A 25222-nucleotide genomic window follows, 5' to 3' on the forward strand; every position below is an offset into this window, starting at 1 on the left:
GTTTACGCTTGGTAAATGAGCATTTTGACCGGGCTGGTGCACCAGCCTGTTTTCAGCGCAGCGATGGCAACGCAGATAGTTTTTCAACGGCCTGCTAGCATTGTCGGCCCTGATCGTCAGATGTTCCCTAGCTCATGTCCCGTCCTCCTCGTCCCGCTTCCCGCCGCCCCGGTGCGAAGCCGTTTTCCCCATCCCCTGCCAAGCGCGTCGCCAAGGCCCCGCCGGCCGAGCCGCGGTTGATCCTGTTCAACAAACCATTCGACGTGCTCACTCAGTTCAGTGACGGCGACGGCCGGGCGACGCTCAAGGACTACATCGCGATTCCCGGGGTCTATCCCGCCGGACGCCTGGACCGTGACAGCGAGGGCCTGTTGCTGCTGACCAACGATGGGCAATTGCAGGCCCGTATTGCTGACCCCAAGCACAAGCTGGCCAAGACCTATTGGGTCCAGGTGGAAGGCGAACCGAGCGCCGAGCAGTTGCAGCGCCTGCGCGACGGTGTGCAGCTCAATGACGGCATGACCCTGCCGGCCCAGGCGCGCCAGTTGGAAGAGCCGCAACTGTGGGAGCGCAACCCGCCGGTGCGCTTTCGCAAGAGCGTGCCGACCAGTTGGCTGGAACTGGTGATTCGTGAGGGGCGCAATCGCCAGGTGCGGCGCATGACGGCGGCGGTAGGGTTGCCGACGCTGCGGCTGGTGCGGGTGCGTATCGGTGACTGGACCCTGGAGGGCCTGGATCAGGGCCAGTGGAAGGAGGTTCCGGCGCAGCTATAGGGCGCCGCTCTCGATCAGGCCGATCACCACGCTCTTGATGATGAAGGCGGCCACGCCCAGGCCGAGAACGAAGAACAGGATGAACGAGCCGAAGCGTCCGGCCTTGGATTTCTTGGCCAGGTCCCAGACGATGAAACCCATGAAAAGGATCAGGATGCTGACCAGGCCGGTCATCATCCATTCTTCGAATACTGCTGGATCCATCGAACATCTCCAGTGCAGGCAGGACAAAAAAAGCCGGGCGAGTATACGCCAAGCGGTCCGGTCCGGGCATTGATCTGCGTGCGTTACGTCGCCACAGCCAGGGGCTGGCGGCTGATGCTGGCTGGGCTCAGTTGCGCAGGTGCGTCAGTGGCAGTTCGGTGCTGTTGAGCACCTGGTTGAGCACGAAGCTGGAGCGAACGCTGGTCACGCCTTCGATACGGGTCAGGTGGCCCAGCAGCAGCTTCTGGTAGTGGTCCATGTCCGGTACCACCACCTTGAGCTGGTAGTCAGCGTCCATGCCGGTCACCAGGCTGCACTCCAGCACTTGGGGCAGGTTGCGGATCGCCGCCTCGAAATTCTCGAAGCGTTCCGGGGTGTGGCGATCCATGCCGATGAGCACGTAGGCGGTCAGGCTCAGACCGAGCATCTTGCGGTCCAGCAGGGCGACCTGGCGGGAGATGTAGCCGTCGTCTTCCAGTTGCTTGACCCGGCGCGAGCAGGGCGAGGGTGACAAGCCGATGCGTTCGGCCAGCTCCTGGTTGGAGATGCGGGCGTCGCGTTGCAGTTCCGCCAAAATGCTCAGGTCGTAGCGGTCAAGTTTGCTCATCATTCGGGCCTTTGTCTTAACTATTGCGTCGAATTATCTATCTAGGGTTAAAAATTGCGCAAGAGCTGTTTTGCAAAGCAATCTTCGCAATCCTCTGTCGCGGGCCCGAGCCTATCCTTATCACCAGAATCACTGCCCGGACACACAGTCCACTGCGGCCCGCCGAATCAGGCCTGCCGCGGCCGCCAACCCCACCGGGTTGGGCAGGCCCCCGGGCTACACCCTGTCCAGAAGACGGAGTGAGGTGAGCCGGTGCCACAAGCGCCGAGCACGGACAAAATCTCAAGGGGTGGCCGACGGGCCACCCTTTTTTATTGCCTGCGAAATAAGTCTCGTGACTGATAATCTCTAGCAGAACCGCCCTGGGCTTTTTCCAGTCTTATGTTCAGGCCCCCAATTCGCAGTGAGGAATAGCATGAAGTCGCGCATCTGGCGTATGGCAGGTGTTGGTGTGTTGTGCGTGAGCGTCAGCGCGCAAGTGCTCGCCGATGAGCGAGACGAGAGGCGCCCTCCCCAGCAGGGAGAGCAGGCCGGAGGCCAGCGCGAGCATGCTCCTGAAGGCCGCAGGGAGAACAGCCAGGGCCATCCGGCTTACCAGCAGCCGGCCCCGCAGCAACCGCGTGTGCAGAACGAGATCATCCGTGGCGACAACAGCCGGCAGTTCGAGCGCAACCCACAACATCAGGATGGGCAGTGGCAAGAGCGGCCTCGTCACGAAGCCGAGCAGCAAGCACGGCCAGCGCCGCAACCGGCCCCGAACCTGCCGATCCAGCCGCGCCCGGATACCGTGCGCCAGACCCAGGAACCCAAACGCGGTTATTACCAGGACATCCCCCGGCGCAACGATTACAACCAGCATTGGCAGGCCGGTAATCCTGGCTGGCGCCCTGACAATCACCACCCCAATGACTATCGCTGGCCGGGTCGTCCCGATGGTCGCGGCAATGGATGGGCCCCGGGGCCGCAGTATCGCCCGGGCCACCTGATCGACCGGTTCCCCGAGCGCGATTTCCGGGTGCCGTATCGCGGCCAGGACTACTTCTTCTCGGGTGGCTACTGGTATCGGCCCCAGGGCACTCGCTACGTGGTGGTGAGCCCTCCCCATGGCATCCGCGTGGGTTATCTGCCGGATTACGCGCGGGAAGTGTGGATCGGCAGTGCGTTGTTTTTCCTCGCTGCCGGCGCCTACTACACCTACGAGGCCAATACCCAGGAGTATGTGGTGGTCGCGCCGCCCACGGGCGTTGCACCTCCGGCAGCGCAATCGCCGGGCAATGGCTACGACGTGCTGGCCTATCCACTCAATGGCCAGCCACCGCAACAGGTCGACCAGGATCGCTACGACTGTTATCGCTGGGCGGTGCAGCAGAGCGGCTTCGATCCGGCCAGCGCGACCTACCGGCCCGCACCCGAAGTGGTCCAGGCCTATCGCCAGGCCCAGGGCAATTGCCTGAGCTCACGGGGCTACCAGGTGACCTACTGAGCCCTGGCGGCCTTGACCACTTCCTGCGGGTCGGCGTGCACCAGCACTTCGGCTCGCGGGTAGGCCGCGTGGATTGCATCGGCGGCCTGATCGCTGATGCCGTGGGCCACGCTCAGCGTCAGGTCGCCGGGTAGCTCCAGGTGCAACTGGACGAACCAGCGACTGCCGGAAATCCGTGTCCGCAGGTCATGGGCACCCAGTACCCCGGGCACGCTGCAAGCCAGCTCCAGCATGTGCTGGCTGACCTCGGTGGGCAGTTCTTCGTCCATCAGCACCGAGAAACTTTCCCGGGCGATCTGGATCGCGCTCCATAGGATGTACACGGCAATCCCCAGGCCGAACCAGGCATCCACCTGCTGCCAGCCGAAGGCCGCCAGGGCCAGGGCCAGGAGGATGCTGCCATTGAGCATCAGGTCGGAGCGGTAGTGCAGCGAGTCGGCCCGCACCGCGTTGGAACCGGTGGCCCGGATAACCCGGTGCTGCAGCACCAGCAGGGCGCCGGTCAGTACCAGTGACAGGATGATCACCCCGATACTCAGCCACGGCGCCCCGACCGGCTCCGGGTGATGCAGGCGTTCGAACGCCTGGAAGGCGATCAGCACCGCACTGCCCGCGATGAACAAGGCCTGGGCCATGCCGGCCAGGGACTCGGCCTTGCCGTGGCCGTAACGGTGGTCATCGTCCGCCGGGCGCAGGGCGTAATGCACGGCCAGCAGATTCAGCAGCGAAGTGAAACCGTCGAGCACCGAATCGGTGAGGCCCGCGAGCATGCTCACCGAACCGCTAAGCCACCAGGCCACGGCCTTGGTCAGGATCAGGATTCCCGCCACGGTGACCGAGGCGCGGGTGGCGAGGCGCAGGAGGCGGGCGTGTTCCGGGTTACCGATCATGGACAGTCCTTGTGTGGCGCACTCAAGCGGCCGGTTGCAACCCGTACAGGGCTAGTTGCTGCACGCTGCCCTTGTGCTGGATCAGCCGTGGGTCGTCCAGCGGGAAGCTGCCCCCCAGTTCCCGTTCGAGAATGGCCTGCAACTTGCGATTGTCGACTTTACCGTCGGCGCCAATGGCCTGCTGGAGTTTCTCCGGGGCGACCTGTGCGGTCTTGCCCGGCTCCAGGTAGATGGCGCCAGTGGCGAAGTCGACACCAAAGGCGATCAGCCCCGGGATTACATAGAACAGCAGGCCCACGGCATCCAGCGCCACGATCACCGGATCGATCTTGCCGTCGATCTGACCGCGTCGGTCGGGAAAGAAGATCGAGCCACAGGCGGTGAGCTGGGTCAGCAGGGCGGTCACCAGAATGCCGCCGACGACACGGTAAGGAATACGCATGGATCTCTCCTAACAAACACGAAGGCACATGAAGAATGAAGTAGGGCAGCGAGTCTCGCCGATCAGCACTCAGACCATGACTAACCCCAGGCAGTTCGCCGTTATACTCGCGCCTCTGTTTTGGAGCCAGCATGAATTCCTTGCCGATCGATGAAGTTTTGCCTGCATTGCGTGACGCCCTGGCGACACGCCACGAAGCGGTGCTCGAAGCCCCGCCCGGTGCCGGCAAGACCACCCGCGTGCCCCTGGCGCTGCTGGACCAGGACTGGCTGGCCGGGCAGACCATCCTCATGCTCGAACCACGGCGCCTGGCCGCCCGTGCCGCCGCCGAGCGCCTGGCCAGCGAGCTGGGGGAAAAAGTCGGGGAAACCGTCGGTTATCGCATCCGCCTGGACAGCAAGGTCGGCCCGCGCACGCGTATCGAAGTCGTCACCGAAGGCATCCTCACCCGGCGCCTGCAGGATGACCCTGCGCTGGAAGGCGTTGGCCTGCTGATCTTCGACGAATTCCACGAACGCAGCCTGGATGCCGACCTGGCCCTGGCCCTGAGCCTCAATGGCCGCGAGCTGTTCCGTGACGAGCAGCCGCTGAAGATCCTGCTGATGTCGGCGACCCTGGAAGGCGAGCGCCTGTCGGCCCTGCTGGACAATGCGCCAATCCTGCGCAGCGAGGGGCGCATGTTCCCGGTTGCCCAGCGCTGGGGGCGGCCGTTCCAGCCCGGCGAGTTCATCGAGCCCAGGGTCGTCCAGGCCGTGCTCGAGGCCATCGACGATGAAACGGGCAGCCTGCTGGTGTTCCTGCCGGGGCAGGCGGAGATTCGCCGGGTGCATCAGCAATTGGCCGAGTCCCTGGGTGAGCGTGAGCAGATCCTGCTCTGCCCGTTGCATGGTGAACTCGACCTGGCTGCCCAGCGTGCTGCCATCGATCCGGCACCGCCGGGCAAGCGCAAGGTGGTGCTGGCCACCAACATCGCCGAAACCAGCTTGACCATCGACGGCGTGCGAGTGGTGGTGGATGCCGGGCTGGCGCGGGTGCCACGCTTCGATCCCGGCAGTGGCATGACCCGGCTGGATACCCAGCGCATCTCGCGGGCCAGCGCTACTCAGCGTGCTGGTCGGGCTGGGCGCCTGGAGCCGGGCGTGTGCTACCGGCTGTGGTCGGCGGACCAGCAGGAGCAACTGGCGGCCCATGCCAGCCCGGAGATTCTCCAGGCCGACCTCGCCGGCCTGGCGCTGCAACTGGCGCGCTGGGGCATGGCCCCCGACCAGCTGGCCTGGCTGGATGCCCCGCCCGCTGCCGCCTATGCCCAGGCCCGGGACCTGCTGATGCGCCTGGGGGCACTCAAGGCTGACGGCAGCCTGACCCGCCACGGCCAGGCCATGGCCGAGTTGCCGGCGCATCCGCGGATCGGTCATCTGCTGTTGCGCGGCCAGTCCCTGGGCCTGGCGCAGATGGCTTGCGACGTTGCCGCCCTGCTTGGGGAACGGGACATCCTGCGCGGCGCCGACGCCGACCTGCATAGCCGCCTGGTGCTGCTCTCGGGTGAAGCGCGGGCGGCCCGGGGTGCCCAGGGCGGGGTGCAGCGCGCGCGGCAACTGGCGCGCCAGTATCGCGGTTACCTGCGCGGCCAGGCCGATGCCGCAGTGGCCGACCCCGAGCACCCGCGCTGGCTCGGTGCCTTGCTGGCCCTGGCCTATCCCGACCGTGTGGCCCAGCAGCGTCGCCCGGGCGGCGCCGAGTATCGCCTGGCCAACGGCCGTGCTGCGCTGTTCAGCGAGGCCGACAACCTGATGAAGCAGCCCTGGCTGGTGATCGCCGACCTGGGCAGTCGCCAGGGCCAGCGCGAAGAACGCATCTACCTGGCGGCGGAATTCGATCCCGGACTGTTCGATACGGTGCTGGCGGAACAAGTGCGCCACGTCGACCAACTGGACTGGGACGAGCGCGAGGGTGTGCTGCGGGCCGAGCGCCAGCGCAAGGTGGGCGAGCTGGTGCTCGGTCGCGAACCGCTGCCGGGCCTGGACGAAGCCGCTCGCAGCCTGGCCCTGGTCCAGCTGGTGCGGCGCAAGGGCCTGGAACTGTTGCCCTGGACCGCCGAGCTGCGCCAGTGGCAGGCACGGGTGGCCTTGCTGCGCCAGCTGGAGCTTGACGCCAAGGGTGAAAGCCAGTGGCCGGATGTCAGCGACGCCGCCTTGCTCGCGGACCTGGAGCACTGGTTGCAACCCTACCTGGGCAAGGTCTCGCGCCTGTCCCACTTCGCCAACCTGGACCTGCCCGGCATCCTGCTCGGCCTGTTGCCCTGGCCGCTGCCCCAGCGCCTGGACGAGCTGGCCCCGCAGCACCTGAAGGTGCCGTCCGGCTCTTCGATCCGCCTGGACTACAGTGAACAGCCGCCGATCCTCGCCGTGCGCCTGCAGGAGCTGTTCGGCCTGGCTGAAACTCCGCGCATCGCCGCTGGCCGCCAGGTGGTCAAGTTGCACCTGCTGTCCCCGGCCCGCCGGCCGGTGCAGGTGACCCAGGACCTGGCGAACTTCTGGCGCAGTACCTATGCCGAGGTCAAGAAGGACCTCAAGGGCCGCTACCCCAAGCACTACTGGCCGGATGATCCGCTGGTCGCCGAAGCCACGGCCCGGGCCAAGCCCAGGGGAACCTGACAGGCCGCCCCGAAGCCTCCGCCGAACAGCGTAATGCTGTTCAGTTCCTGTAGGAGCGAAGCTTGCTCGCGATGGTCGTTAACGTTAGCGCGTGTTTACTGGATAAACGCAGCGCTCTGAAAGCCATCGCGGGCAAGCCTCGCTCCTACCCTTTCCTTAACTGAACGGCATTACGCCGAACAGCGAGGAGCGGCCCGTACTGCCTAGTTGTTACCGATGCCTTTGAAGGTGGTCGTTGCGCACGATTACCTGCGGCGTTGTCTCGCCTCGATGCCCGCTGTGCTCGCCCGAAAAACACCCCGATTGGCCGCGACTCACGACTGCCGACAAGGTGGTCCTTGCCTGAAATTTAATGGATATTTCACGTTTATTTATTTTGATATAAATAATATTTAGGAATTTCATTTTTATTTTTTATGCTTTTTTTGAGCATAAGAACGCTGATTAAATTGATCTAAATCAATTAGATAAATATTTCTTGTGATTTGAGTGGGCCTGAAAAAAAGATTATCTGGAATTTTTAGCGTGAATATTCAATTGACATTTCACGTAAAAAATCACGATTCTTGGCCATCGGCACCCATAACAAGAGAGACAGCCCATGCCGCCTTGCCCCCTTCATGCCCCCGTGCGCGGCCAGCTTGCCATCGACCGGCCCTGCCACTTCTCCAGCGGTTTTCGCTGGCGCCCCTCCTTGTTGCCTAAGCGGCATTTTTCCTCCTGCCACCTAGTACCTAACCGCATCTGAGACGGAGAAAATCCATGGATTCGCTTTGCCTGCGTACTGCGCCTGCCTCGGCGCTGGCCTCCGGACCGGCCTTCGAGGCCTTGCTCGAGGCCATTCGTGATCGTGCCCGCCTGGGGGAGTTCGATCGCCAGCGCCACATTTCCCGAGACGTGATCGATGGGTTCAAGGCCCATGGTGTCTACCGCGCCCTGGTGCCGCGCCGTTTCGGTGGACTGGAGTGCTCGCCCGGCGAGTTCTGCCAGATGATCGAACGCATCTCCCACGCCGATGGCTCGGCGGGTTGGGTGGCCAGCTTCGGCATGAGCCCTATGTACCTGGCGGCGCTGCCGCTGGCGACCGTCGCCGGGATCTACGGCGACAACCCCGACACGGTCTTCGCCGGCGGCATCTTCCCGCCGCAACCGGCCGAAGTCGTGGCGGGTGGCTTCAAGGTCAACGGCCGCTGGAAGTATTCCAGCGGCGCACTGGGCGCCGACATCGTCGGTGTCGGCATTGCGCCGTGCCGTGGCGACAAGCTCGACCTGCCGCGCCTGGCGGTGCTGCCCAGGGCCCAGGCGCGCATCGAGGAAACCTGGGACACCGTGGGTTTGCTCGGCACGGGCAGCCACGACCTGGTGGTGGAGGATGTGCGGGTGGACGAGGCCTGGACGTTCGTCCGTGGCGGCCAGCCCAACCTGGATGAACCGTTCTTTCGCTACCCGTCGCTGGCCTTCGCCACCCAGGTGTTGTCGGTGGTCGGCCTGGGCGTCGCCCGTGCCGCCCTGGATGAGCTGTCGGCCATGGCCAGCGGGCGGATTTCGGTGACCGGCGCCCCGGCGCTGGCCGACCGGCCCCTGGCCCAGGTGGACGTGGCCAAGGCCGAGGCTGCGCTGCGTTCGGCCCGGGCCTTCTTCTACGAGTCCATCGAGCACGCCTGGAGCCATGTGCTGGCCGGCGATCCCGTGCCGCAGCAGGTCATCAGCCTGCTGCGCCTGTCCTCCACCCACGCCACCCGCATCGCCGCCGATGTGGCGCGCAATGCGCAGATGCTCTCGGGCATGACCGGCATCTACCACGACAGCCCGCTGGCCCGCTGCGTCAATGATGCCCAGGTGGTCACCCAGCACGCCTTCATGGGCGATGTCACCTATCAGAACGCCGGAGCGATGTTCTTCGGCAAGCAGCCCCTCCCGGGCTACCTGTAACCAATGGGGAGAAATCTCATGAACGACCGGAAGACCTTGCGCGTGCTGTTCTGCATGGGCATCAACCAGAACTTCTTCGATGCGCCGCGCGAGGAGCAGCTCGAGGTGTGGGCGGCCTTCAGCGCGATGTGGAACGACATCCACGATCTGCCCGGGGTCCGGGTGCTGGGCAACATGGATGACGACCAGGGCATGGTCGGGCCGTCCGACGGCTATCCCTGGACCACCTACCTGCTGGCCGATGTGCCGGACATCGAGACCGTGCACGGCGCCTGCAATCTGTTTCGCACCACCGCGGTGGGCCAGGGGCCCTACAAGCTGTGGCGCTACGCCAAGGTCGAGGCGCGTGTCGGTCGCGAACTGGTGATCCAGCGCACCTGAGCCGCTCCAGACCTTCCACAACAAGAACGCCCAGCCTCGGCGCTGGCAAGGAGTATCCCGTGAGCAACCTGATTCCCGCCGTCAACCTGGCCCTCGACCCTGCCGGGCTGGTGCAGGCCGATCGTGTCCACACGTCGCTGTATACCGATCCGGCACTGTTCGATACCGAACTGGAAAAGATCTTCTACAGCACCTGGGTCTGGGTCGCCCATGAAAGCGAAGTCCCGGATTCGGGCAGCTACAAGAGCACCTACATCGGCAAGCAGCCGGTGATCGTGGTGCGTGATCGCAAGCAGGCCATCCACGTCCTGCTCAATCGCTGCCGCCACCGTGGCGCGACGGTCTGCGAACACAAGAAGGGCAAGACCAACAGCTTCGTTTGCCCCTATCACGGCTGGGGTTATGCCCTGGACGGTTCGCTGCGCGGCATTCCCCAGCCGGAGAGCTATGGCGATTGCCTGGACAAGGCCGAGCTGCCGCTGGTCAGCCTGCGAGTGCAAAGCTATGCCGGCATGGTCTTCGCCACCTTCAAGGACGATATCGAGCCGCTGGAGGATTTCCTCGGCGCGGCGAAGAAATGGATCGACCTGTTCATGAAGCAGGGCGCCGGCTACGGCATCAAGGTGCCCGGCGAACACCGCTTCCGGTTTCCCGGCAACTGGAAGATCCAACTGGAGAACACCACCGATGCGTATCACTTCCCATTGGTGCACAAGAGCTTTCTGTCCTCGGTCGACGAGCAGACCCTGAAGCTCTTCGATTTCGTCGAAGGCCCGGGCTACGTCGAGGACCTGGGCAACGGCCACAGCGTGATGGTGATGATTCCCGACCTGGTCGACCTGGAAGCCGACCTCGACAAACCCATCCCTGGACGCTTCGCGCAGCTGGCCGCCGAACTGCTCGAGGAGGGCATCGAGGAACAACAGGTGCGCCGCATCGTGCGCGCCGTCGGCGGCTCGGGCTTCAACCTCAACCTGTTTCCCAACATCGCCTGCTCGATGGCGTTTTTCCGGGTGCTGCAGCCGATCTCGGTGACCGAGACCGAGATCCACCACGCGGTGATCACGATGGACGGTGGACCGGTCGCGGCCAACCGCTATCGCCTGCGCCTGCACGAACACTTCCAGGGACCGCTGGGCTTCGGCACCCCGGACGATTCCGAAGCCTGGGAGCGCGTGCAGAAAGGCGCCAGCGCTGGCGAGGACCTGTGGATCATGCTCAACCGTGGCCTGCCGGGCGAGAAGCCCAGCGCCGATGGCCTGGTTTCGGACGTGAGTGCCGAGACCGGCATGCGCGCAGCGTATCGGCAGTGGAAAAAACTGATGTCGGCCTGAACCTGGAGAACCCTATGAACCTGCAACTGCTGCAAGAAGTGAGCGCTTTCATCTGGCAGGAAGGCGACATGCTCGACCACGGCGAATACGACGCCTGGCTGGCGCAATGGACGGACCAGGGCACCTACATCATTCCGATCAGGCCCGAGGAAACCGACTACGAAAATACCCTGAACTACGCTTACGACGACCACCACATGCGCGGCCTGCGGGTGCAGCGCCTGGTCGGAGGCGAGTCGATCTCCACCAGCCCGCGACCACGCACGGTACGCACACTCTCGCGCTTCCGGGTGCTGGACGATGACGGCACCAACCTCACGGTGCGCTGTGCGCAGAGCCTGCGCGAGTTTCGCAAGGACACCCTCAAGCACTACAGCGCGAACCTGACCTACACCCTGGTCCGGACCGAGGGTGGGTTGCGCATCCAGCGCAAGGTGGTCGGCCTGATCAACAGCGACGATACCCTCGCCGGTATCGGCTACATCCTGTGAGGAACCAGCCATGAACCCAGTTGCATTGGTAACCGGTGCCGGCCAGGGGCTGGGCCAGCGTTGCTGCGCGCGCCTGCTGGGGGCGGGCTTCGATGTGGTGGTCAGCGACCGTGACCTGGCGCGGGCCAAGGTTGCTGCCGAGCAGTTGCAAGGTAGCCGAGGACGATTGCTGGCGCTTGAGCTGGATGTGGGCAGCAAGGCTGATTTCGAGCGGGCCCTGGGCCGGGTGCTGGAGTATTTCGGTGCCCTGCATGTGGTGGTCAACAACGCCGCCATGACCAGCACCACGCCGCTGATGCAGATCAGCCCCGAGGAGTTCGATGCCGTGGTGGGGCTCAACCTGCGCAGTGTGTTCCTGGGCTGCCAGGTGCTCGGCGCCCATCTGGCCGAGGCCGGCTACGGCCGGATCATCAACATGGCCTCCCTGGCCGGGCAGAACGGTGGTACCGCGACCGGTGCGCATTATGCGGCGAGCAAGGGCGCGATCATCACCCTGACCAAGGTCTTCGCCAAGGAGTTCGCCGCTCGCGGAGTCACCGTCAACGCCATCGCCCCGGGGCCCATCGACTCACCGGCGGTGAGGGCGGCGATCCCGGCCGAACGGATGGACGGCCTGCTGGCCAACATCCCGGTGCAGCGCCTGGGGGATGCCGACTTCGTGGGCGACCTGATCGTGCAGTTGGCGCGGCCCGAGGCCTACTTCACCACTGGAGCTACCTGGGACGTGAACGGTGGCCTGTTCATGCGTTGATTTCCCGGGGCGGGTGTCCGCCCCGGTTGTGATGAGGAACAGCGGTCATGAATGAACAACTGTTGAAGGTCGTCGTGCGCAAGCGCGAGATCCAGGGACACGACGTGGTCGTCCTCGACCTGGGGCGTGTCGATGGCGCGGCGCTGCCAGCTTTCGAGGCGGGGGCCCACGTCGATATCCATATCGCCCCGGGCCTGGTACGCCAGTATTCGCTGTGCGGGAATCCGGCCAATGGCGCGGTGTATCGCCTGGGGGTGTTGAAGGACCCGGCTTCCCGAGGGGGGTCGCAAAGCGTGCATGAAATGCTGCTCGAAGGGCGTGAAGTGCAGATCAGCGCGCCGCGCAACCTGTTTCCCCTGATGCCGGGCGCCGGGCGCAGCATCCTGCTGGGAGGTGGGATCGGCGTCACGCCGATGATTGCCATGGCCCACACCCTGTACCTGCAAGGGGCCGACTTCGAACTGCACTACTGTGCTCGCTCGCGCAGCCGCAGTGCCTTTCTCGCGGAACTGGCCGATGCGCCGTTCGCCGGCCGCGTGCATACCCACTTCGATGACGAGGCAACGGAGCAACGCCTGGACCTGACGCAGGTGCTGGGGCAGGGCGCCGGTGACACCCATCTGTACACCTGTGGTCCGGCGGGTTTCATGGACTGGGTGATCGCCGGTGCCCGAGGGCAGGGTTACCCCGAGGAACGTATCCACAAGGAGTATTTCCAGGTCCAGGTGGATACCCGCGGCGAGGGTTTCGAGGTGATCGCCGCACGGAGCAACAAGAGCGTCCAGGTGGCCGCGGGCCAGAGCATCCTCGATGCACTGGCGCAGGTCGGGATCAAGATCGAGATTTCCTGCGAGCAGGGGGTATGCGGGACCTGCTTGTGCGAGGTGCTCGAAGGCGAGCCCGATCACCGTGATGTGTACCTGACCGACGAGGAAAAGGCGGCCAACGACCAGATCCTGGTGTGCTGCTCGCGGGCTCGATCGAAAAAGCTGGTGCTGGATATCTGAGGGTTATGACCATGGTAGACGTAAACCAATTTCGCAATGCGATGGCCCTGCTCGGCGGCGCCGTGACGGTCATCACCACCGATGGCCCCGCCGGCCGCTTCGGCTTCACCGCTTCGGCGGTCTGCAGCGTGACCGACGTACCGCCCACCTTGCTGGTGTGCATGAACCGCTCTTCGTACTCCAATGCCCAGTTCAAGGCCAATGGTGCGTTGTGCGTGAATGTCCTGGCCGGTGCTCATCAGGCCTTGTCGGGCGTTTTCGCCAACAAGGTCTTGAGCATGGACGAGCGTTTCGCCGCCACCGACTGGGTCGTGCTGCAAAGCGGTGCCCCGGTGATGCAAGAAGCCCTGGTGAACTTCGATTGCCGTATCGCCCAGGTGCATGAGGTGGGTTCCCACAGCATCTTCTACTGCCAGATCCAGAGCATTCGCCACGGCGTCGCCGACGATGGGCTGGTGTACTTCAACCGGGCCTACCATCGGGTGTGCGAAGGGTCCAAGGCATGCTGAGCGGTGGGACGCCGGGCCCGGGTGGCTACAGGCTTTCCAGGTTGTGGAATACCACTTCCAGCATGTGGTTCAGCCGCTGTACCTGGGCCTGGGTCAGGCCCTTGAAACTGCGCTGGAACAGCTCGTGAGTGATGTCCTGCATGCGCTCGATGGCGCGCTGCCCGGTCTCGGTGATGCGCACTTGGGTGACGCGGCCATCCTCGGGGCTGGGTGCGGTATCCACCAGGCCGTCGTCCTTCATGCGGTAGACGATCTTGGTGATGGTCGACAGCTTGGCGATGGCATGGGTGGAAATCTCGGAAATGCTCGACTCGCCGTTCTCCTTGAGGATCCACAACACCCGCCAGCGCGGCACGTCGAGGTCGATCTTCTTGAGCAGGCGTTCCATGTTCTGGGTATAGCGGCCATGGGTCCGGGCCAGCCAGTAGAAAGGGAAGTCTTCCTTGCGAAAGTCGCTGCTGGCAGGGTCGTGGTGGGGTTGACCGGTGTTCTTCGGGTTGCTCATCGATTCACTGCTTGTCCGTGGAGATTCGCACCATCATCGCCAGTTCGATGCCCTGTCCCAGGTGGTGCGAACGGCCTGGGAAACACGGCGATTTTACTGGAATATTCAGTTGATTGTTCAACTAGTCGGCAGGCGCTGCGGCCACTGAAAGGCCCGCCTGCCGATCCTGGAAAAGGACGACGTGAAAATGACCATCATAGTTGAGTCCCTCGACCTGGGCGGCAGCGGCCCCCGGGTCATGCTCAAGGACACCATCGACGTTGCCGGCACCGCCACCCGTGCATCCAGCCGGGCCCTGGAACAGGCGCCGCTGGCCGAGCAGCACGCCGAGGTGGTCAGCCACCTGCTGGCCGCCGGAGCACGCCTGACCGCCAAGGTCAGCCTGCATGAGTTGGCGTTCGGCACCACTGGCATCAATCGCTATCTGGGCACGGCGGCCAACCCGCGTTTTCCGGGGCGTATTCCCGGAGGCTCCTCCAGCGGCTCGGCGGCTGCCGTGGCCGCTGGCCTGGCCGACTTCAGCCTGGGCACCGACACCGGCGGCTCGATCCGGGTCCCGGCCTGCTGCTGCGGGGTCTTCGGTCTCAAGCCGACCTTTGGCCGAGTCAGCCGCCAGGGCGTGATGCCGGCACGCAGCAGCCTGGACTGTGTCGGCCCCCTGGCGGCGAGCTTGCCCATGCTGATCCGCGCCATGGGCATGATCGACCCGACATTCGCCACTGCCCAGCTGCCCTCCCAGGCCAGGATCGGGGTACTGCCCGTTCCTGCCGCGCCGGCGATCCTGGAGGTGGTCCAGCACACGCTGGCAGCCAGTGACCTGACCCTGCTGGATGTCGAGCTTCAGCATTTCGCGGCGGCTTATGACGCGGGCCTGGCGATTATCAACCGCGAGACCTTCGAGGGCTGCGGCCACCTGCTGGCCAGCGGCCTGGTGGGCGCGGACGTGGCCAGTCGGCTGGCGGCCGCGGCCCAGACCAGCGACCTTGCCCTTGCCGAGGCCGAGGCAGTGCGCCGGCGCTTTACCGCCGAGGTCGACCAGGCGCTGGCCAGCTGCGATGTACTGGCCCTGCCGACCATGCCGGACTTTCCCCTGCGTGTGGAGGAGGCCGCCGATACCCGGGCGGTGCTGGGCATGACCTCACTGGTTCGGCCGTTCAACCTGTCCGGGCATCCGGCCCTGAGCATTCCCCTGGGCAGCGCGCAAGGATTGCCGGTGGGCCTGCAACTGGTGGCCGCCAAGGGGGCGGACGCCAAGCTGCTGGCGGTGGCACAGCGCCTGTTGCTCGGCGTCCATGACGCCAGTGGGTTCTGAGCCCGCTGGCGTCGCATCCCAAGCACTGAATACGAGGTTCACATGCCTGATATCCGCGAACTGCAGGCCCGCCTGCGCTTCTTCGAAAGCCAGCAGGCGATCAGGGCCTGCATCAATCGCTACATGACGCTGTGCGACGGCCTAGACGCCCGGACACCCCTGGACGAGCTGGCCAGCCTGTTTACCCGCGAGGCGGTGTGGGAGGGCAAGGGCGCCCGGTACGCGGCAAGTTTTGGTGGCTACCGGGGCCGCGAAGCGATTGGCGCGATGTTCGCCACGTACATGAAGACCCCGGCGCACTTTGCCTTGAACGCGCATTTCCTGGCCAGCGAGGTGATCCAGGTCGAGGGTGATGAGGGGCAGGGCAGCTGGATGATGTTGCAGGCCAGCACCTTCGCCGACGCCGGCTCGCACCTGAACGCCGCCCGGTTGACCGTGCGCTTTGCCCTGGAGGAGGGGCATTGGCGGATCGCGCATTTCCAGACCGAAAACCTGTTCAGCCGGCCAACCACGGCATGGAACAGTGATATGCCGTTGCCGGTCCCGGCTGGCTAGGCTGTTCGCAGCGCTTCGAGTGCCAGACGCGGGTGCCGGTCAGGCTCGGGAGTCGTCGGGGCCGAGCAGGGCGGCGTGGCGGAAGTCCCTGGCGCTGCAACCGAATCGGGCCTTGAAGACCCGGCTGAAGTAGGCCATGTCGGTGAAACCCGAGCGATAGGCCAGGGTGCTGATCAGGGCACTTTGCTGAGCGTTGCTGCGCAACTGCTCGGCACAGGCTTGCAGGCGCGCGCCGAGCAGGAAGCGGCCGAACGAGGCCTGCTCGTCCTGGAACAGGCTGTTGATGTAGCGCGGGGTGACGCCGAAGGCAGCCGCCACACCGGTCAGGGACAGTTCGCTGTCTGCGAGGTTGGCCCTGACATGATTCTTGATGCGGTACAGCAAGGCCGTCCGGCGCGTCGAAGGCTGGATGATGCCCTTGCCCCGCTCGGCCAGGGCCGTGGCCAGCAGGTCCAGGCCCTGCTGAGTGAGCCGGCGCCGGGACTCGATGCTGATGTCATCGTCAAGCCGGGCCAGGCCGGTCAGGTAGTCGAAGGTCAGCCGGGCCACTGGGTCTTTTCGTGACAGCGCCAGGGCGGTCAACTGCTCGATGTTACTGATGCGCTCGCGCAGGGCCTGATAGGGAACTTGCAGCACGGTCTGGTGAAAGTCGCCGCAGAACCGCAGCTCGTAGGGCTGGCGAGTGTCGTAGATGGCGAAATCCCCTTGCTCCAGGACCGCTTCGCGGCCGTCCTGGATGACCTGCGAGCATCCCTCCTGCGCCAGGTTGATGAGCACGTATTCCTCCGGGCTGCGCGAGATGCAATGGCGATCGCGGCGCACCAGCTGGCGGCTGGCACGAATGTCGACCACGGTCAGCACGTCCAGGTCGTGGGCTTGCAGCCGCCCATCGAAGTCCACCCCCGCGCCTATCCGGCACTCCAGCGGCACGAAGGTCGCGCACACCACTTCCTGCCAGAAGGCCTGGCGCTCATGGGGGCGGATATCGTCGGTATCGAATCGAGTGAGCATGGCCTGGCGTCGCCCAGCAGCGGAAAACCTGGGACAGGAATGCAATTCGAAGGCCAGAAATGACAGTTCCCTCACAGTCAAACATCGCTTCCCTGAGGTCCTAATCGCGCACTTGGGACCGCGCTTAACCTCTGGCCACCACTCAATGGAGGTCAAGACTCATGCAAGCCAAGATCAAGGTCGCCTGCGTCCAGGCGGCCCCGGTTTTTCTCGATCTGCAGGGCACGGTGGACAAGACCCTGGAACTGATCGAGGAGGCGGCCGGCCAAGGCGCCGAACTGATCGCCTTTCCGGAAACCTGGATCCCCGGCTATCCCTGGTTCCTGTGGTTGCAGGCGCCGGCGAACTACATGCCACTGGTGCAGCGCTACCACCAGAACTCCCTGGTACTGGATAGCGAGCAGGCTCGGCGGATCAGCGCCGCGGCGCGGCAGCACGCCATCCATGTGGTACTGGGCTACAGCGAGCGTGATCACGGCTCGCTCTACATCGGCCAGTGGTTGATCGATGACCAGGGCCGCACCCTCGGCACCCGGCGCAAGCTCAAGGCCACCCATGTCGAACGGGTGCTGTTCGGGGAAAGCGACGGTTCCTCCCTGGCGACCTTCGACAGCCGCCTGGGCAAGCTGGGGGCGTTGTGCTGCTGGGAACACCTGCAGCCGCTCAGCCGCTACGCGATGTATGCCCAGCACGAGCAGATCCATGTATCCGCCTGGCCGAGCTTCAGCCTCTATCGACGCGGCACCGCGGCGCTGGGGCCGGAGGTCAACCTGGCGGCTTCCCGGCTCTACGCCGCCGAAGGCCAGTGCTTCGTGCTGGCGTCCTGCGCCGTGGTGACCCCGGAGATGCTCGACCTGCTGTGCGCCACCGACGAGCAGCGCGCGCTGCTGGAAGCCGGTGGAGGGCATTCGCGGATCTTCGGGCCGGACGGCGCGGACCTGGCCACCCCTCTGGGCGAGCATGAGGAGGGGATCCTCTATGCAACGCTGGACCCGGCCGCGCTGGTGAGCGCCAAGCTCGCCGGCGACCCGGTGGGGCATTACGCGCGGCCGGACGTGACACGGCTGCTGTTCAATCGCAACGCCTACAGCCCCGTGGTGGAGTGTGACGCCACCACCCTCAGCGAAGTTCTGGACATGGCACCGCAGGAGGTCCTATGAGTATCGAATCGGCTATTGCTCCGCATCTGACGTGCCCGCGCCTTGAGCCGGCCAATACCCCACGCGATTACCAGGCGGTGTTCCCGGCCTGGACCGCCCGCTTCACGCCCCTGGTGGAGCAGGTGGTGATGGCCTATTTCGGAGTCCAGGGTAGTGCGCCCCTGGAGCTGGACAGCCTGGCGCCGTACATCGAGCGGTTTGCCCTGGCGGACGGTCCCCTGTACTGGGACCCGGCGCAATGCCAGGACGCGACGGGAGCGCACAACCTCGTGGCCATCGCCTATTGGGCCGATGTCGCGGCCTTCGAGCGTTGGCGCTGCGACAGCGGTTTCGACCAGTGGTGGCAGGCACCGGAGCGTGAGGCAGAAGCCACTGGCCGCTTCGTCGAGATAGTGACGCCGGGCCAGGAGCGGTTCGAAACGCTGTTTTCATCGCCCGATGGCGTCGATGGCATTGCCCACCTCGCCTCTGGAATGAGTGGTGTGGTGCTCGAGCACGGGTACTGGGGAAGTGTGCGCGATCGACTGCCCCGGGCCCAGGTGGACAAACTGGCCGGTGAGCACGGCGAGCGCGCGCAACCGTCCGCGACGGGCGCCCGGGTGCGGGTGCCGGGGCGGGAGAACCTGTGCCTGATCCGCTCCGGCCAGGACTGGTCGGCCACCTCGCAACAGGAGCGGGAGCTCTACCTCAGCGACATCCAGCCGGTGCTGCGTGCGGGGATGGATTTCTTGCGGGACGAAGGGCGCGATATCGGCTGTTGCAGCTGCCGCCTGATGCAGGTGCTGGATGCGTCCTCCGGAGTCCCGCTGGAGAAGAGCTTCGGGCTTGCGCATTTCGAAGACCTGGCCCAGCTCGAAACCTGGGCCAGGACCCACCCGACCCACCTGGCCATCTTCGGGCGCTTCATGCGCTACACCCAGGCGCTCGAGTTCCAGGTGGCGCTGCGGCTGTACCACGAGGTGGCGGTGATTCCCGCCAATGCCCAGTGGTTCGAGTACATCAATTGCCATGGCCAGACAGGCCTGCTGCGCGGCTGAACTTCAGGCGGGAGCGCCCTATGAACAAGTCCAAGATGGCGTTGTACTGCCTGCCGTTTGCCTTTGCCGAAACGATCTGTGCCCAGGAAACCGCACCGGGCGACTACGAGCCGGTGCCGGCAGGCAAGACCGCGTTGTTGATGTACTACCAGCATGCCCGGAGCTCGTCGTTCTACCGTTCCGGCCACAAGGCCTCGGACGATTTCCGGATGCGCTCCAACATGGGCCTGCTGCGCCTGGTGCAATCGGTGCCATTGAGCGACCGGCTGTACTGGGAGCCCCAGGCGATCCTGCCTTTCGGCCAGCTACGCACCGCGGGCGAGGCCCGCGTGCTGGGGGACGAGTCGGGGTCGGGCGACCTGAACCTGGGGTCGGTGGTCAAGCTCCGGCTCCCCACGCGCCACGGTGACATGCTGGGCCTGGGGGTGTTCGTCCAGGCGCCCACCGGCAGCTACGACCGGGACGATGCCCTGAACCTGGGGGAAAACCGCTGGCGTCTGATGCTGCAGGGCGCCTACGTGCACCACTTCGACGAGCGCTGGTCGCTGGACACCGTGGCCGATGTCAGCTGGTACACGCGCAACCACGACTACGGCCCGACCGGGGCGAGCCAGAAACAGAAGGCCCGCTATGAGTACCAGGCGTTCCTGCGCTATCAGTTGGCACCGGCCACCAGCCTGGGCATAGGCGGCGGGTACGTCACGGGGGCGCGCACCTCGCTGGCCGGTGACGACCAGGACGATGAACTCGGGACCTCCTATGCACGCCTGACCCTGACTCACTTTGTGGTGCCCGATGTGCAGGTCCAGGTGCAGTTGGGGCGCGACATGATGGTGGAACAGGGCTTCAAGGAGCGCGAACGGCTGAATCTGCGACTGGTGAAGTTGTTCTGATGCCGGGTGTCGCTTGCCATGGGCGAGTCTTGTTTTTTAAGACGCGCCTTATTCGTGGGCGATTGGCCTCGTAGGGAGAATCTTTCGCCGGAACGGGGGCCTTGCCCAGGTCCCCGGCCTGGTTCTTCTTAACAGAGTCTGGAGAGTAGTCATGTGGCGTTCATTAATGCCGGAGAACTTTCGAGGTGGTTGCACGATACTGGTCATTGTGTTGGCAGGGAGTTGCATGGAGCAGGCATCCGCTGCCAACCTCATTCTTGCACCTCTTGCCGATGGTTATAGTAATTGCTCCTATGTTGATAATGGCAATGGAACCAGCACGTTAACCGTCACCATTTCCTGGAAACAGGCTGAAGGCTACACTGGTGGGCAAAATTTTTTCTCTCGAGGCGTATTGTTTTATACCTATGATACCAATGGTCAGCTCCGACCAATGGCTATAGCGACATCAGTAACTCTTAATAATATTAGTTACGGGTTTTCTTATGATCGCCCTGGTTATGTGATGTATGCCGGCTCGAATTGGAAGAAGCCTGAACCATATTTAGGCACCGTTCGTCTCACCTTCAAGAACGTCTCTGTTACACAGTGGCCTGCAATCGGAGTGCGCGCAGGGAACTATACTAATAGTAACGACATTGCCGATAGTGCAGGGCTGGTTTATATAACTACCAGTAACAAGAATGGTGAATGCAAGATGCTGGTTGATCCTAGCGTACCGCCACCTCCCGACGATGTACTCATCAATATGGAGGCACCCGATTGGGATCTTGGCGAACTGGTCCGTGGCGGTGTGACACACAAGTCCTTTAGTTCACCCCAAGACCAGCTGTGCTTCACCTACAAGGGCAACAACTTCATCACTTACCAGGAGTACGTGATCGATGCGAGCAATCGCAACGGCCTGTCAGTCAACGGCAAGTACCAGCTCAAGCACCAGGATGCCCAGGCGCCCGGGCTGCCTTACCAGTTGACGCTGAATGAAAGCGCCAACAACGTGGTGCTGCCCAATCCTTCCCGCCGGGTGTTCAAGCTCAACAACAATGGCAAGACTTGCTTCATGCCGACCTTCGATGTCTCCACTGACAAGAACGCCAAGGGCGGGATCTACAGCGATGTCCTGACCTTCACCATCACCGCCAAGTCCTAGCTGCCAGTCCGTTACCGGGCCGGCAGCAGGAAGAAGCGTGCAAGTGTGCGCCAGCGACGCCGCTGGCAGCCGCTAGGTGCACCACTTCACGTGCGCTGGACACCACGGCTGAATCTGCGACTGGTGAAGTTGTTCTGATGCCGGGTGTCGCTTGCCATGGGTGAGTCTTGTTTTTTAAGACGCGCCTTATTCATGGGTGATTGGCCTGATAGGGAGAATCTTTCGCCGGAACGGGGGCCTTGCCCAGGTCCCCGGCCTGGTTCTTCTTAACAGAGTCTGGAGGGTAGTCATGTGGCGTTCATTAATGCCGGAGAACTTTCGAGGTAGTTGCACGATACTGGTCATTGTGTTGGCAGGGAGTTGCATGGAGCAGGCATCCGCTGAAACCCTTGTTCTTTCACCTCTTGCCGATGGTTATAGCAATTGCTCCTATATTGATAATGGCAATGGGACCAGCACGGTAACCGTCACCATTTCCTGGAAACAAGCGGTAGGCCACACTGGCGGGAATTTTTTCTTCGCTCGAGGCGTATTGCTTTACGGCTATGATGCCACTGGTAAGCTCCGGCCCAGCCCGCTTTATGCGACGGTATCAATGACTCTTAATGGTATTAAGGACGGCGGTTCTTACGTTGGCATCGGCTATGTGATGTATAGCAACCCCTCGGATTGGAGAATGCATAAGCCATATGTAGGCACCGTTCGCGCCACCTTTCGAAATACCACTGTTGAGCAGTGGCCTGCAATCGGAGTGCGCGCAGGGAACACTACTGATAGGTACGACGTTGCCGATAGTGCAGGGCTGGCTTATATAGCTCCCAATAACAAGAATGGTGAATGCAAGATGCTGGTTGACCCTAGCGTACCGCTACCTCCCGACGATGTACTCATCAATATGGAGGCACCCGATTGGGATCTTGGCGAACTGGTCCGTGGCGATGTGACACGCAAGTCTTTTAGTTCACTCAAAGACCAGCTGTGCTTCACCTACAAGGGCAACAACTTCGTCACTTACCAGGAGTACGTGATCGATGCGAGCAATCGCAACGGCCTGTCAGTCAACGGCAAGTACCAGCTCAAGCACCAGGATGCCCAGGCGCCCGGGCTGCCTTACCAGTTGACGCTGAATGAAAGCGCCAACAACGTGGTGCTGCCCAATCCTTCCCGTCGGGTGTTCAAGCTCAACAGCAATGGCAAGACTTGCTTCATGCCGACCTTCGATGTCTCCACCGACAAGAACGCCAAGGGCGGGATCTACAGCGACGTCCTGACCTTCACCATCACCGCCAAGTCCTAGCTGCCGGCCCGTTACTGGGCCGGCAACAGGAAGCGTGCGAGCACCGGCAGGTGATCGGAGATGCGCAGGGTGTCGTCCTGGCGGACCCGGGACTCCACCCGCTTCAGCCGCGGGCTGTGGAACAGGTAGTCGACGGTCCGGTCCGGCCCATCGAGACTGGGATCGTTGGGGTAGTGGGTGAGCCAGTGCGCGCGATCGACGCCACTGGCCTGGGTGTTGCTGGGGATCATCGGGTACTTGTCCCACAGCAGGTGCAACGTGCTGTCGGCGCTATAGGGGGCTCGTTGCGCTTCATCCAGGCGTCGGTACTGGCCCAGGGGCAACAGGTTGAAGTCGCCGCCGATCAGCCAGGGCGTGCCGCGCCCCTCCAGCTTGTCCAGCACCTTGGCGATGGCCGCCACCTGCCTGGACTGAATATCGCCGGGCTGCTCCGGCCGCTCCAGGTGCGTGTTCAGCACTGCCAGTTGCCCACCGTCGCTCAGGGGCAGGTAGCTCAGCAGGAGGGCGTCGCGGGGCTGGAACTGCCGGTTGATGACGTCGCTCGCCGGTACGGGCAGTTGCAGGCGCTCGGCGTGTTCGATGGGGTAGCGGCTGAGGGTCGCCAGTTGTCGGCCGACGCTGCCGAAGATGTGGGGGGAGGGAACGAAGTCGGCCTTCCAGTCGTAGGCCCGGGTGCTACACGGGTAGAGATCGGCCAGGCGTTCCTGGAGGAGCTTGAGCTGGTCCTGGTAGGCACTGGCCTTGGCGTTGTTGTCCACTTCCTGGAGCAGGACCAGGTCCGGTTGTTCGTCGCGAATGACCCGGGCCACCTCATCGAGACTGAAGGCCATGTCTTCCAGGGTGGGGCGCTCGTCCTCGCCGTGGGCCTGGTCGTTCCAGAACACGTAGCGCTTGCCGGCCAGGTATTGCAGGTTCCAGGTCATCACTTTCAGGGCCTGGCCCGGCACCAGCGGCGGCGCCTCGACACTGCAGGAGACCGCCAGGGTTTCCCTGGCCTGGGGGCGCCAGGTCAGGCTGTAGATCAGGCCGGCCAGCACCAGGCCGATCAGCAGCAGGCTCAACAGGGTGATGCGAAGTAGACGGATCATCGGCTCGGCTTATGGCGTTGCAGGATGGGGCCCGAGCATAACCGAGTGGGCGGCTGTCGCCCAAGGGGCAGAGCGGCCGAGCCGGGGCATCAGCGTTTGTCCGGCTGCTGGCTGATCAGCATGAACAGGCGGAACAGCACCACGCTGGTGAACAGCTGCAGGAAGCTGTAGGCGCTGTCGAGTGTCAGCGACAGGAGCGGCGAGGGGTCGGGGTAGGCCGCCTCGCTGGCACCCTTGAGCAGCCACAGCGGGGTCATCACGCAGAGAATGCACACCAGGATGCGCAGGAAGTGCCCACGGCTCAGGCGAAAGCTCTCGGTGATGGCGGCCAGCGGAGCCATCCCCTTGAGCACCAGCAGGTACTCGGCGAAGGCCAGCACTACCATCAGCCACAAGCCCGGGAGGAAATACAGCGACAGCCCCAGCAGGATCAGCAGCGTGCTGACGGCTGTCAGCAGGGCAAAGCGTGGCCACTGGACCAGGGCCATGGCCAGCAGGTCGCGGGTCCGTGGCGACTCACCACGGGTACGGGCATCGAGCAACAGGATCAGCGCACCGGTGTACAACGGGTAGACCAGCAGGCCGACGATCACGCTGTACCCGGAAAAGGCATTCGGCCCCAGGGCCTGGCCCACGCCCTGTTGCAGCAAGGCCTCGAAAATCACCAGCGGCAGGCACAGCTGGGCGATACGCCCCAGGTTGCGGCGGAAGAAGTACAGGGAGTCGCGCAGAACATCTAACGGATTCATCGAAGGGGTCGCAGTGGCGAAGCGGTTGGACACTTTAACCGATGCAGGCCCTGGCGAAGCAAACGTAAACCTTGGGTAAAGACCATTGAAAGTCCACGCGCGAGCCCCATAACTGGTGCGTGCCGTGACCCCTTCGGGTCATGGAGCGAATTTTTACCGGCAATCTAGAGGTCGCCATGAATAGCGAAGAGCAAACCCTGATCGATGGACTGTTTTCACGGTTGCAACAAGCCGAAAAGGATTCAGCCCCGCGTGACGCCCAGGCCGAGGCGCGGATCAAGGAGCATCTGTCTGGCCAACCTGCGGCCGGGTATTTCATGACCCAGGCGATCCTGGTGCAGGAGGCTGCCCTCAAGAGCCTCGATGAACAGAACAAGCAGCTGGCCCAGCAGGTCCAGCAGTTGCAGGCCGAACTGCAACAGGCCAGGTCCCAGGCGGCACCGGCACCGGCTCCTGCATCGGGCGGCGGTTTCCTGTCGAGCCTCTTCGGTGGCTCCCGGGAGCAGTCGCAAGCGCCTGCTCCCGGTTCCGCCCAGCCGACAAGCTCGGCGCCAGCCTCCGGTGGTGGCTGGCGTGAGCCGCCGCGCCAGGGTTTTGGTGCTCCACAACAAAACTTCGGTGCCCCGCCACAACAGAACTATGCCCCGCAACAGGCGCCGGGCGCAGGTAGCAGTTTCCTGGGGGGCGCGTTGAAGACCGCCGCCGGTGTCGCGGGCGGTGTGATGCTGGCCCAGGGCCTGAGCAGCCTGTTCCACAGCAATCAGCAACCTCAGGAGGTCGTTGAGGTCATCAAGGAAGAGCCGGCTCCGGCCAGCGATAACAGTGGCTGGGGCAGCGATGAGCAGCGTTACGCCAACAACGATTCCTGGGGTGGCAACGACCAGGGTGGCTTGAGCGACGCTGGCTATGACAACGACGACAGCTCGTTCTTCTCTGACGACGACTCCTTCGTCTGACCTACCGCCGGTCCGGGGTGCTGACCTGCCCCGGGCCGATAATTCGCGGAA

Annotated in this window: 26 protein-coding genes; 18 read left to right on the top strand and 8 right to left on the bottom strand. The window is 63.8% G+C overall.

Features of this window, described 5'->3' with window-relative positions; all coding sequences use genetic code 11:
* Positions 1-134 precede the first annotated feature (134 nt).
* The gene (locus LGQ10_RS23190; protein ID WP_226523312.1) at positions 135-773 is read left to right on the top strand and encodes a pseudouridine synthase; all 639 of its coding nucleotides are present in this window, start codon (positions 135-137) and stop codon (positions 771-773) included.
* Here LGQ10_RS23190 and LGQ10_RS23195 read toward each other — a convergent pair.
* Complete coding sequence (locus tag LGQ10_RS23195; RefSeq protein ID WP_025129274.1) at positions 768-977, bottom strand: DUF2788 domain-containing protein; 210 nt, start codon at positions 975-977, stop codon at positions 768-770. The two genes, LGQ10_RS23190 and LGQ10_RS23195, sit on opposite strands and share 6 nt — an antisense overlap.
* Before the next feature lie 127 nt (positions 978-1104).
* The gene (locus LGQ10_RS23200) at positions 1105-1584 is read right to left on the bottom strand and encodes an Lrp/AsnC family transcriptional regulator (protein WP_022641175.1); all 480 of its coding nucleotides are present in this window, start codon (positions 1582-1584) and stop codon (positions 1105-1107) included.
* Between the two features lie 415 nt (positions 1585-1999).
* Here LGQ10_RS23200 and LGQ10_RS23205 point away from each other — a divergent pair, with 415 nt between their 5' ends.
* Positions 2000-3067 carry a DUF6515 family protein gene (locus tag LGQ10_RS23205; RefSeq protein ID WP_058438147.1) on the top strand — a complete coding sequence of 356 codons (1068 nt, stop codon included), beginning with the start codon at positions 2000-2002 and terminating at the stop codon, positions 3065-3067.
* Here the strand turns inward: LGQ10_RS23205 and LGQ10_RS23210 are convergent.
* Together LGQ10_RS23210 and LGQ10_RS23215 are read right to left on the bottom strand one after the other, a co-directional pair.
* The gene (locus LGQ10_RS23210) at positions 3061-3957 is read right to left on the bottom strand and encodes a cation diffusion facilitator family transporter (RefSeq protein WP_226523313.1); all 897 of its coding nucleotides are present in this window, start codon (positions 3955-3957) and stop codon (positions 3061-3063) included. The genes LGQ10_RS23205 and LGQ10_RS23210 overlap by 7 nt on opposite strands.
* A gap of 22 nt (positions 3958-3979) precedes the next feature.
* Positions 3980-4399: a polyribonucleotide nucleotidyltransferase gene (locus LGQ10_RS23215; RefSeq protein WP_226523314.1), complete on the bottom strand. Its 420-nt coding sequence runs from the start codon at positions 4397-4399 to the stop codon at positions 3980-3982.
* 131 nt (positions 4400-4530) lie between these two features.
* On the opposite strand from LGQ10_RS23215, the gene hrpB reads away from it, so the two are divergent.
* The 8 genes from hrpB (at position 4531) to LGQ10_RS23255 (ending at position 13458) form a co-directional block, all read left to right on the top strand.
* Positions 4531-7053, top strand: a complete 2523-nt coding sequence (hrpB, locus tag LGQ10_RS23220; protein WP_226523315.1) for an ATP-dependent helicase HrpB — start codon at positions 4531-4533, stop codon at positions 7051-7053.
* A 762-nt stretch (positions 7054-7815) separates the two neighbouring features.
* The gene (gene iacA, locus LGQ10_RS23225) at positions 7816-8985 is read left to right on the top strand and encodes an indole-3-acetate monooxygenase (protein ID WP_226523316.1); all 1170 of its coding nucleotides are present in this window, start codon (positions 7816-7818) and stop codon (positions 8983-8985) included.
* Positions 8986-9003: 18 nt separating this feature from the next.
* Complete coding sequence (locus tag LGQ10_RS23230) at positions 9004-9366, top strand: hypothetical protein (RefSeq protein ID WP_058436387.1); 363 nt, start codon at positions 9004-9006, stop codon at positions 9364-9366.
* Between the two features lie 59 nt (positions 9367-9425).
* The gene (locus LGQ10_RS23235) at positions 9426-10700 is read left to right on the top strand and encodes an aromatic ring-hydroxylating oxygenase subunit alpha (RefSeq protein ID WP_058436386.1); all 1275 of its coding nucleotides are present in this window, start codon (positions 9426-9428) and stop codon (positions 10698-10700) included.
* A gap of 14 nt (positions 10701-10714) precedes the next feature.
* Positions 10715-11191 (top strand): aromatic-ring-hydroxylating dioxygenase subunit beta, encoded by a 477-nt coding sequence (locus LGQ10_RS23240; RefSeq protein WP_226523317.1) that lies wholly within the window; start codon positions 10715-10717, stop codon positions 11189-11191.
* Between the two features lie 10 nt (positions 11192-11201).
* Positions 11202-11942 (top strand): SDR family NAD(P)-dependent oxidoreductase, encoded by a 741-nt coding sequence (locus LGQ10_RS23245; protein WP_226523318.1) that lies wholly within the window; start codon positions 11202-11204, stop codon positions 11940-11942.
* A 47-nt stretch (positions 11943-11989) separates the two neighbouring features.
* Complete coding sequence (locus LGQ10_RS23250; RefSeq protein ID WP_226523319.1) at positions 11990-12949, top strand: PDR/VanB family oxidoreductase; 960 nt, start codon at positions 11990-11992, stop codon at positions 12947-12949.
* A gap of 11 nt (positions 12950-12960) precedes the next feature.
* Positions 12961-13458 (top strand): flavin reductase, encoded by a 498-nt coding sequence (locus tag LGQ10_RS23255; protein WP_226523320.1) that lies wholly within the window; start codon positions 12961-12963, stop codon positions 13456-13458.
* A gap of 25 nt (positions 13459-13483) precedes the next feature.
* Here LGQ10_RS23255 and LGQ10_RS23260 read toward each other — a convergent pair whose 3' ends face one another.
* Complete coding sequence (locus LGQ10_RS23260) at positions 13484-13963, bottom strand: MarR family winged helix-turn-helix transcriptional regulator (protein WP_226523321.1); 480 nt, start codon at positions 13961-13963, stop codon at positions 13484-13486.
* A gap of 187 nt (positions 13964-14150) precedes the next feature.
* Here LGQ10_RS23260 and LGQ10_RS23265 point away from each other — a divergent pair, with 187 nt between their 5' ends.
* Positions 14151-15275: an amidase gene (locus LGQ10_RS23265; RefSeq protein WP_226523322.1), complete on the top strand. Its 1125-nt coding sequence runs from the start codon at positions 14151-14153 to the stop codon at positions 15273-15275.
* A gap of 42 nt (positions 15276-15317) precedes the next feature.
* The gene (locus LGQ10_RS23270) at positions 15318-15830 is read left to right on the top strand and encodes a nuclear transport factor 2 family protein (protein ID WP_226523323.1); all 513 of its coding nucleotides are present in this window, start codon (positions 15318-15320) and stop codon (positions 15828-15830) included.
* 39 nt (positions 15831-15869) lie between these two features.
* On the opposite strand, the gene LGQ10_RS23275 is transcribed toward LGQ10_RS23270, so the two are convergent.
* Entirely contained in the window at positions 15870-16841 is a 972-nt protein-coding gene (locus LGQ10_RS23275; RefSeq protein WP_226523324.1) for a helix-turn-helix domain-containing protein, read from the bottom strand.
* Between the two features lie 161 nt (positions 16842-17002).
* Here LGQ10_RS23275 and LGQ10_RS23280 point away from each other — a divergent pair, with 161 nt between their 5' ends.
* The 5 genes from LGQ10_RS23280 (at position 17003) to LGQ10_RS23300 (ending at position 22378) form a co-directional block, all read left to right on the top strand.
* Complete coding sequence (locus LGQ10_RS23280; protein WP_226523325.1) at positions 17003-18001, top strand: carbon-nitrogen hydrolase family protein; 999 nt, start codon at positions 17003-17005, stop codon at positions 17999-18001.
* Positions 17998-19038, top strand: a complete 1041-nt coding sequence (locus LGQ10_RS23285; protein ID WP_226523326.1) for a phenylacetaldoxime dehydratase family protein — start codon at positions 17998-18000, stop codon at positions 19036-19038. Before LGQ10_RS23280 ends, LGQ10_RS23285 begins: the two co-directional genes overlap by 4 nt.
* Before the next feature lie 20 nt (positions 19039-19058).
* Positions 19059-19931 carry a transporter gene (locus tag LGQ10_RS23290; protein ID WP_226523327.1) on the top strand — a complete coding sequence of 291 codons (873 nt, stop codon included), beginning with the start codon at positions 19059-19061 and terminating at the stop codon, positions 19929-19931.
* A 697-nt stretch (positions 19932-20628) separates the two neighbouring features.
* On the top strand, positions 20629-21081 hold the full coding sequence (locus LGQ10_RS23295; RefSeq protein WP_226523328.1) for a hypothetical protein: 453 nt from the start codon (positions 20629-20631) through the stop codon (positions 21079-21081).
* Between the two features lie 844 nt (positions 21082-21925).
* A complete protein-coding gene (locus LGQ10_RS23300; protein WP_226523329.1) occupies positions 21926-22378 on the top strand; it encodes a hypothetical protein in 453 nt (150 codons plus the stop codon).
* A gap of 11 nt (positions 22379-22389) precedes the next feature.
* Here the strand turns inward: LGQ10_RS23300 and LGQ10_RS23305 are convergent, their stop codons facing one another.
* Both LGQ10_RS23305 and LGQ10_RS23310 read right to left on the bottom strand, forming a co-directional pair.
* Positions 22390-23466: an endonuclease/exonuclease/phosphatase family protein gene (locus LGQ10_RS23305; RefSeq protein ID WP_226523330.1), complete on the bottom strand. Its 1077-nt coding sequence runs from the start codon at positions 23464-23466 to the stop codon at positions 22390-22392.
* 89 nt (positions 23467-23555) lie between these two features.
* Complete coding sequence (locus LGQ10_RS23310) at positions 23556-24215, bottom strand: hypothetical protein (protein ID WP_226523331.1); 660 nt, start codon at positions 24213-24215, stop codon at positions 23556-23558.
* A 176-nt stretch (positions 24216-24391) separates the two neighbouring features.
* Here LGQ10_RS23310 and LGQ10_RS23315 point away from each other — a divergent pair, with 176 nt between their 5' ends.
* Positions 24392-25171, top strand: coding sequence for a DUF2076 domain-containing protein (locus LGQ10_RS23315; RefSeq protein ID WP_226523332.1), 780 nt, complete (start codon positions 24392-24394; stop codon positions 25169-25171).
* Positions 25172-25222 lie beyond the last annotated feature (51 nt).

This window comes from Pseudomonas sp. L5B5 (assembly GCF_020520285.1).
Lineage (GTDB): Bacteria > Pseudomonadota > Gammaproteobacteria > Pseudomonadales > Pseudomonadaceae > Aquipseudomonas.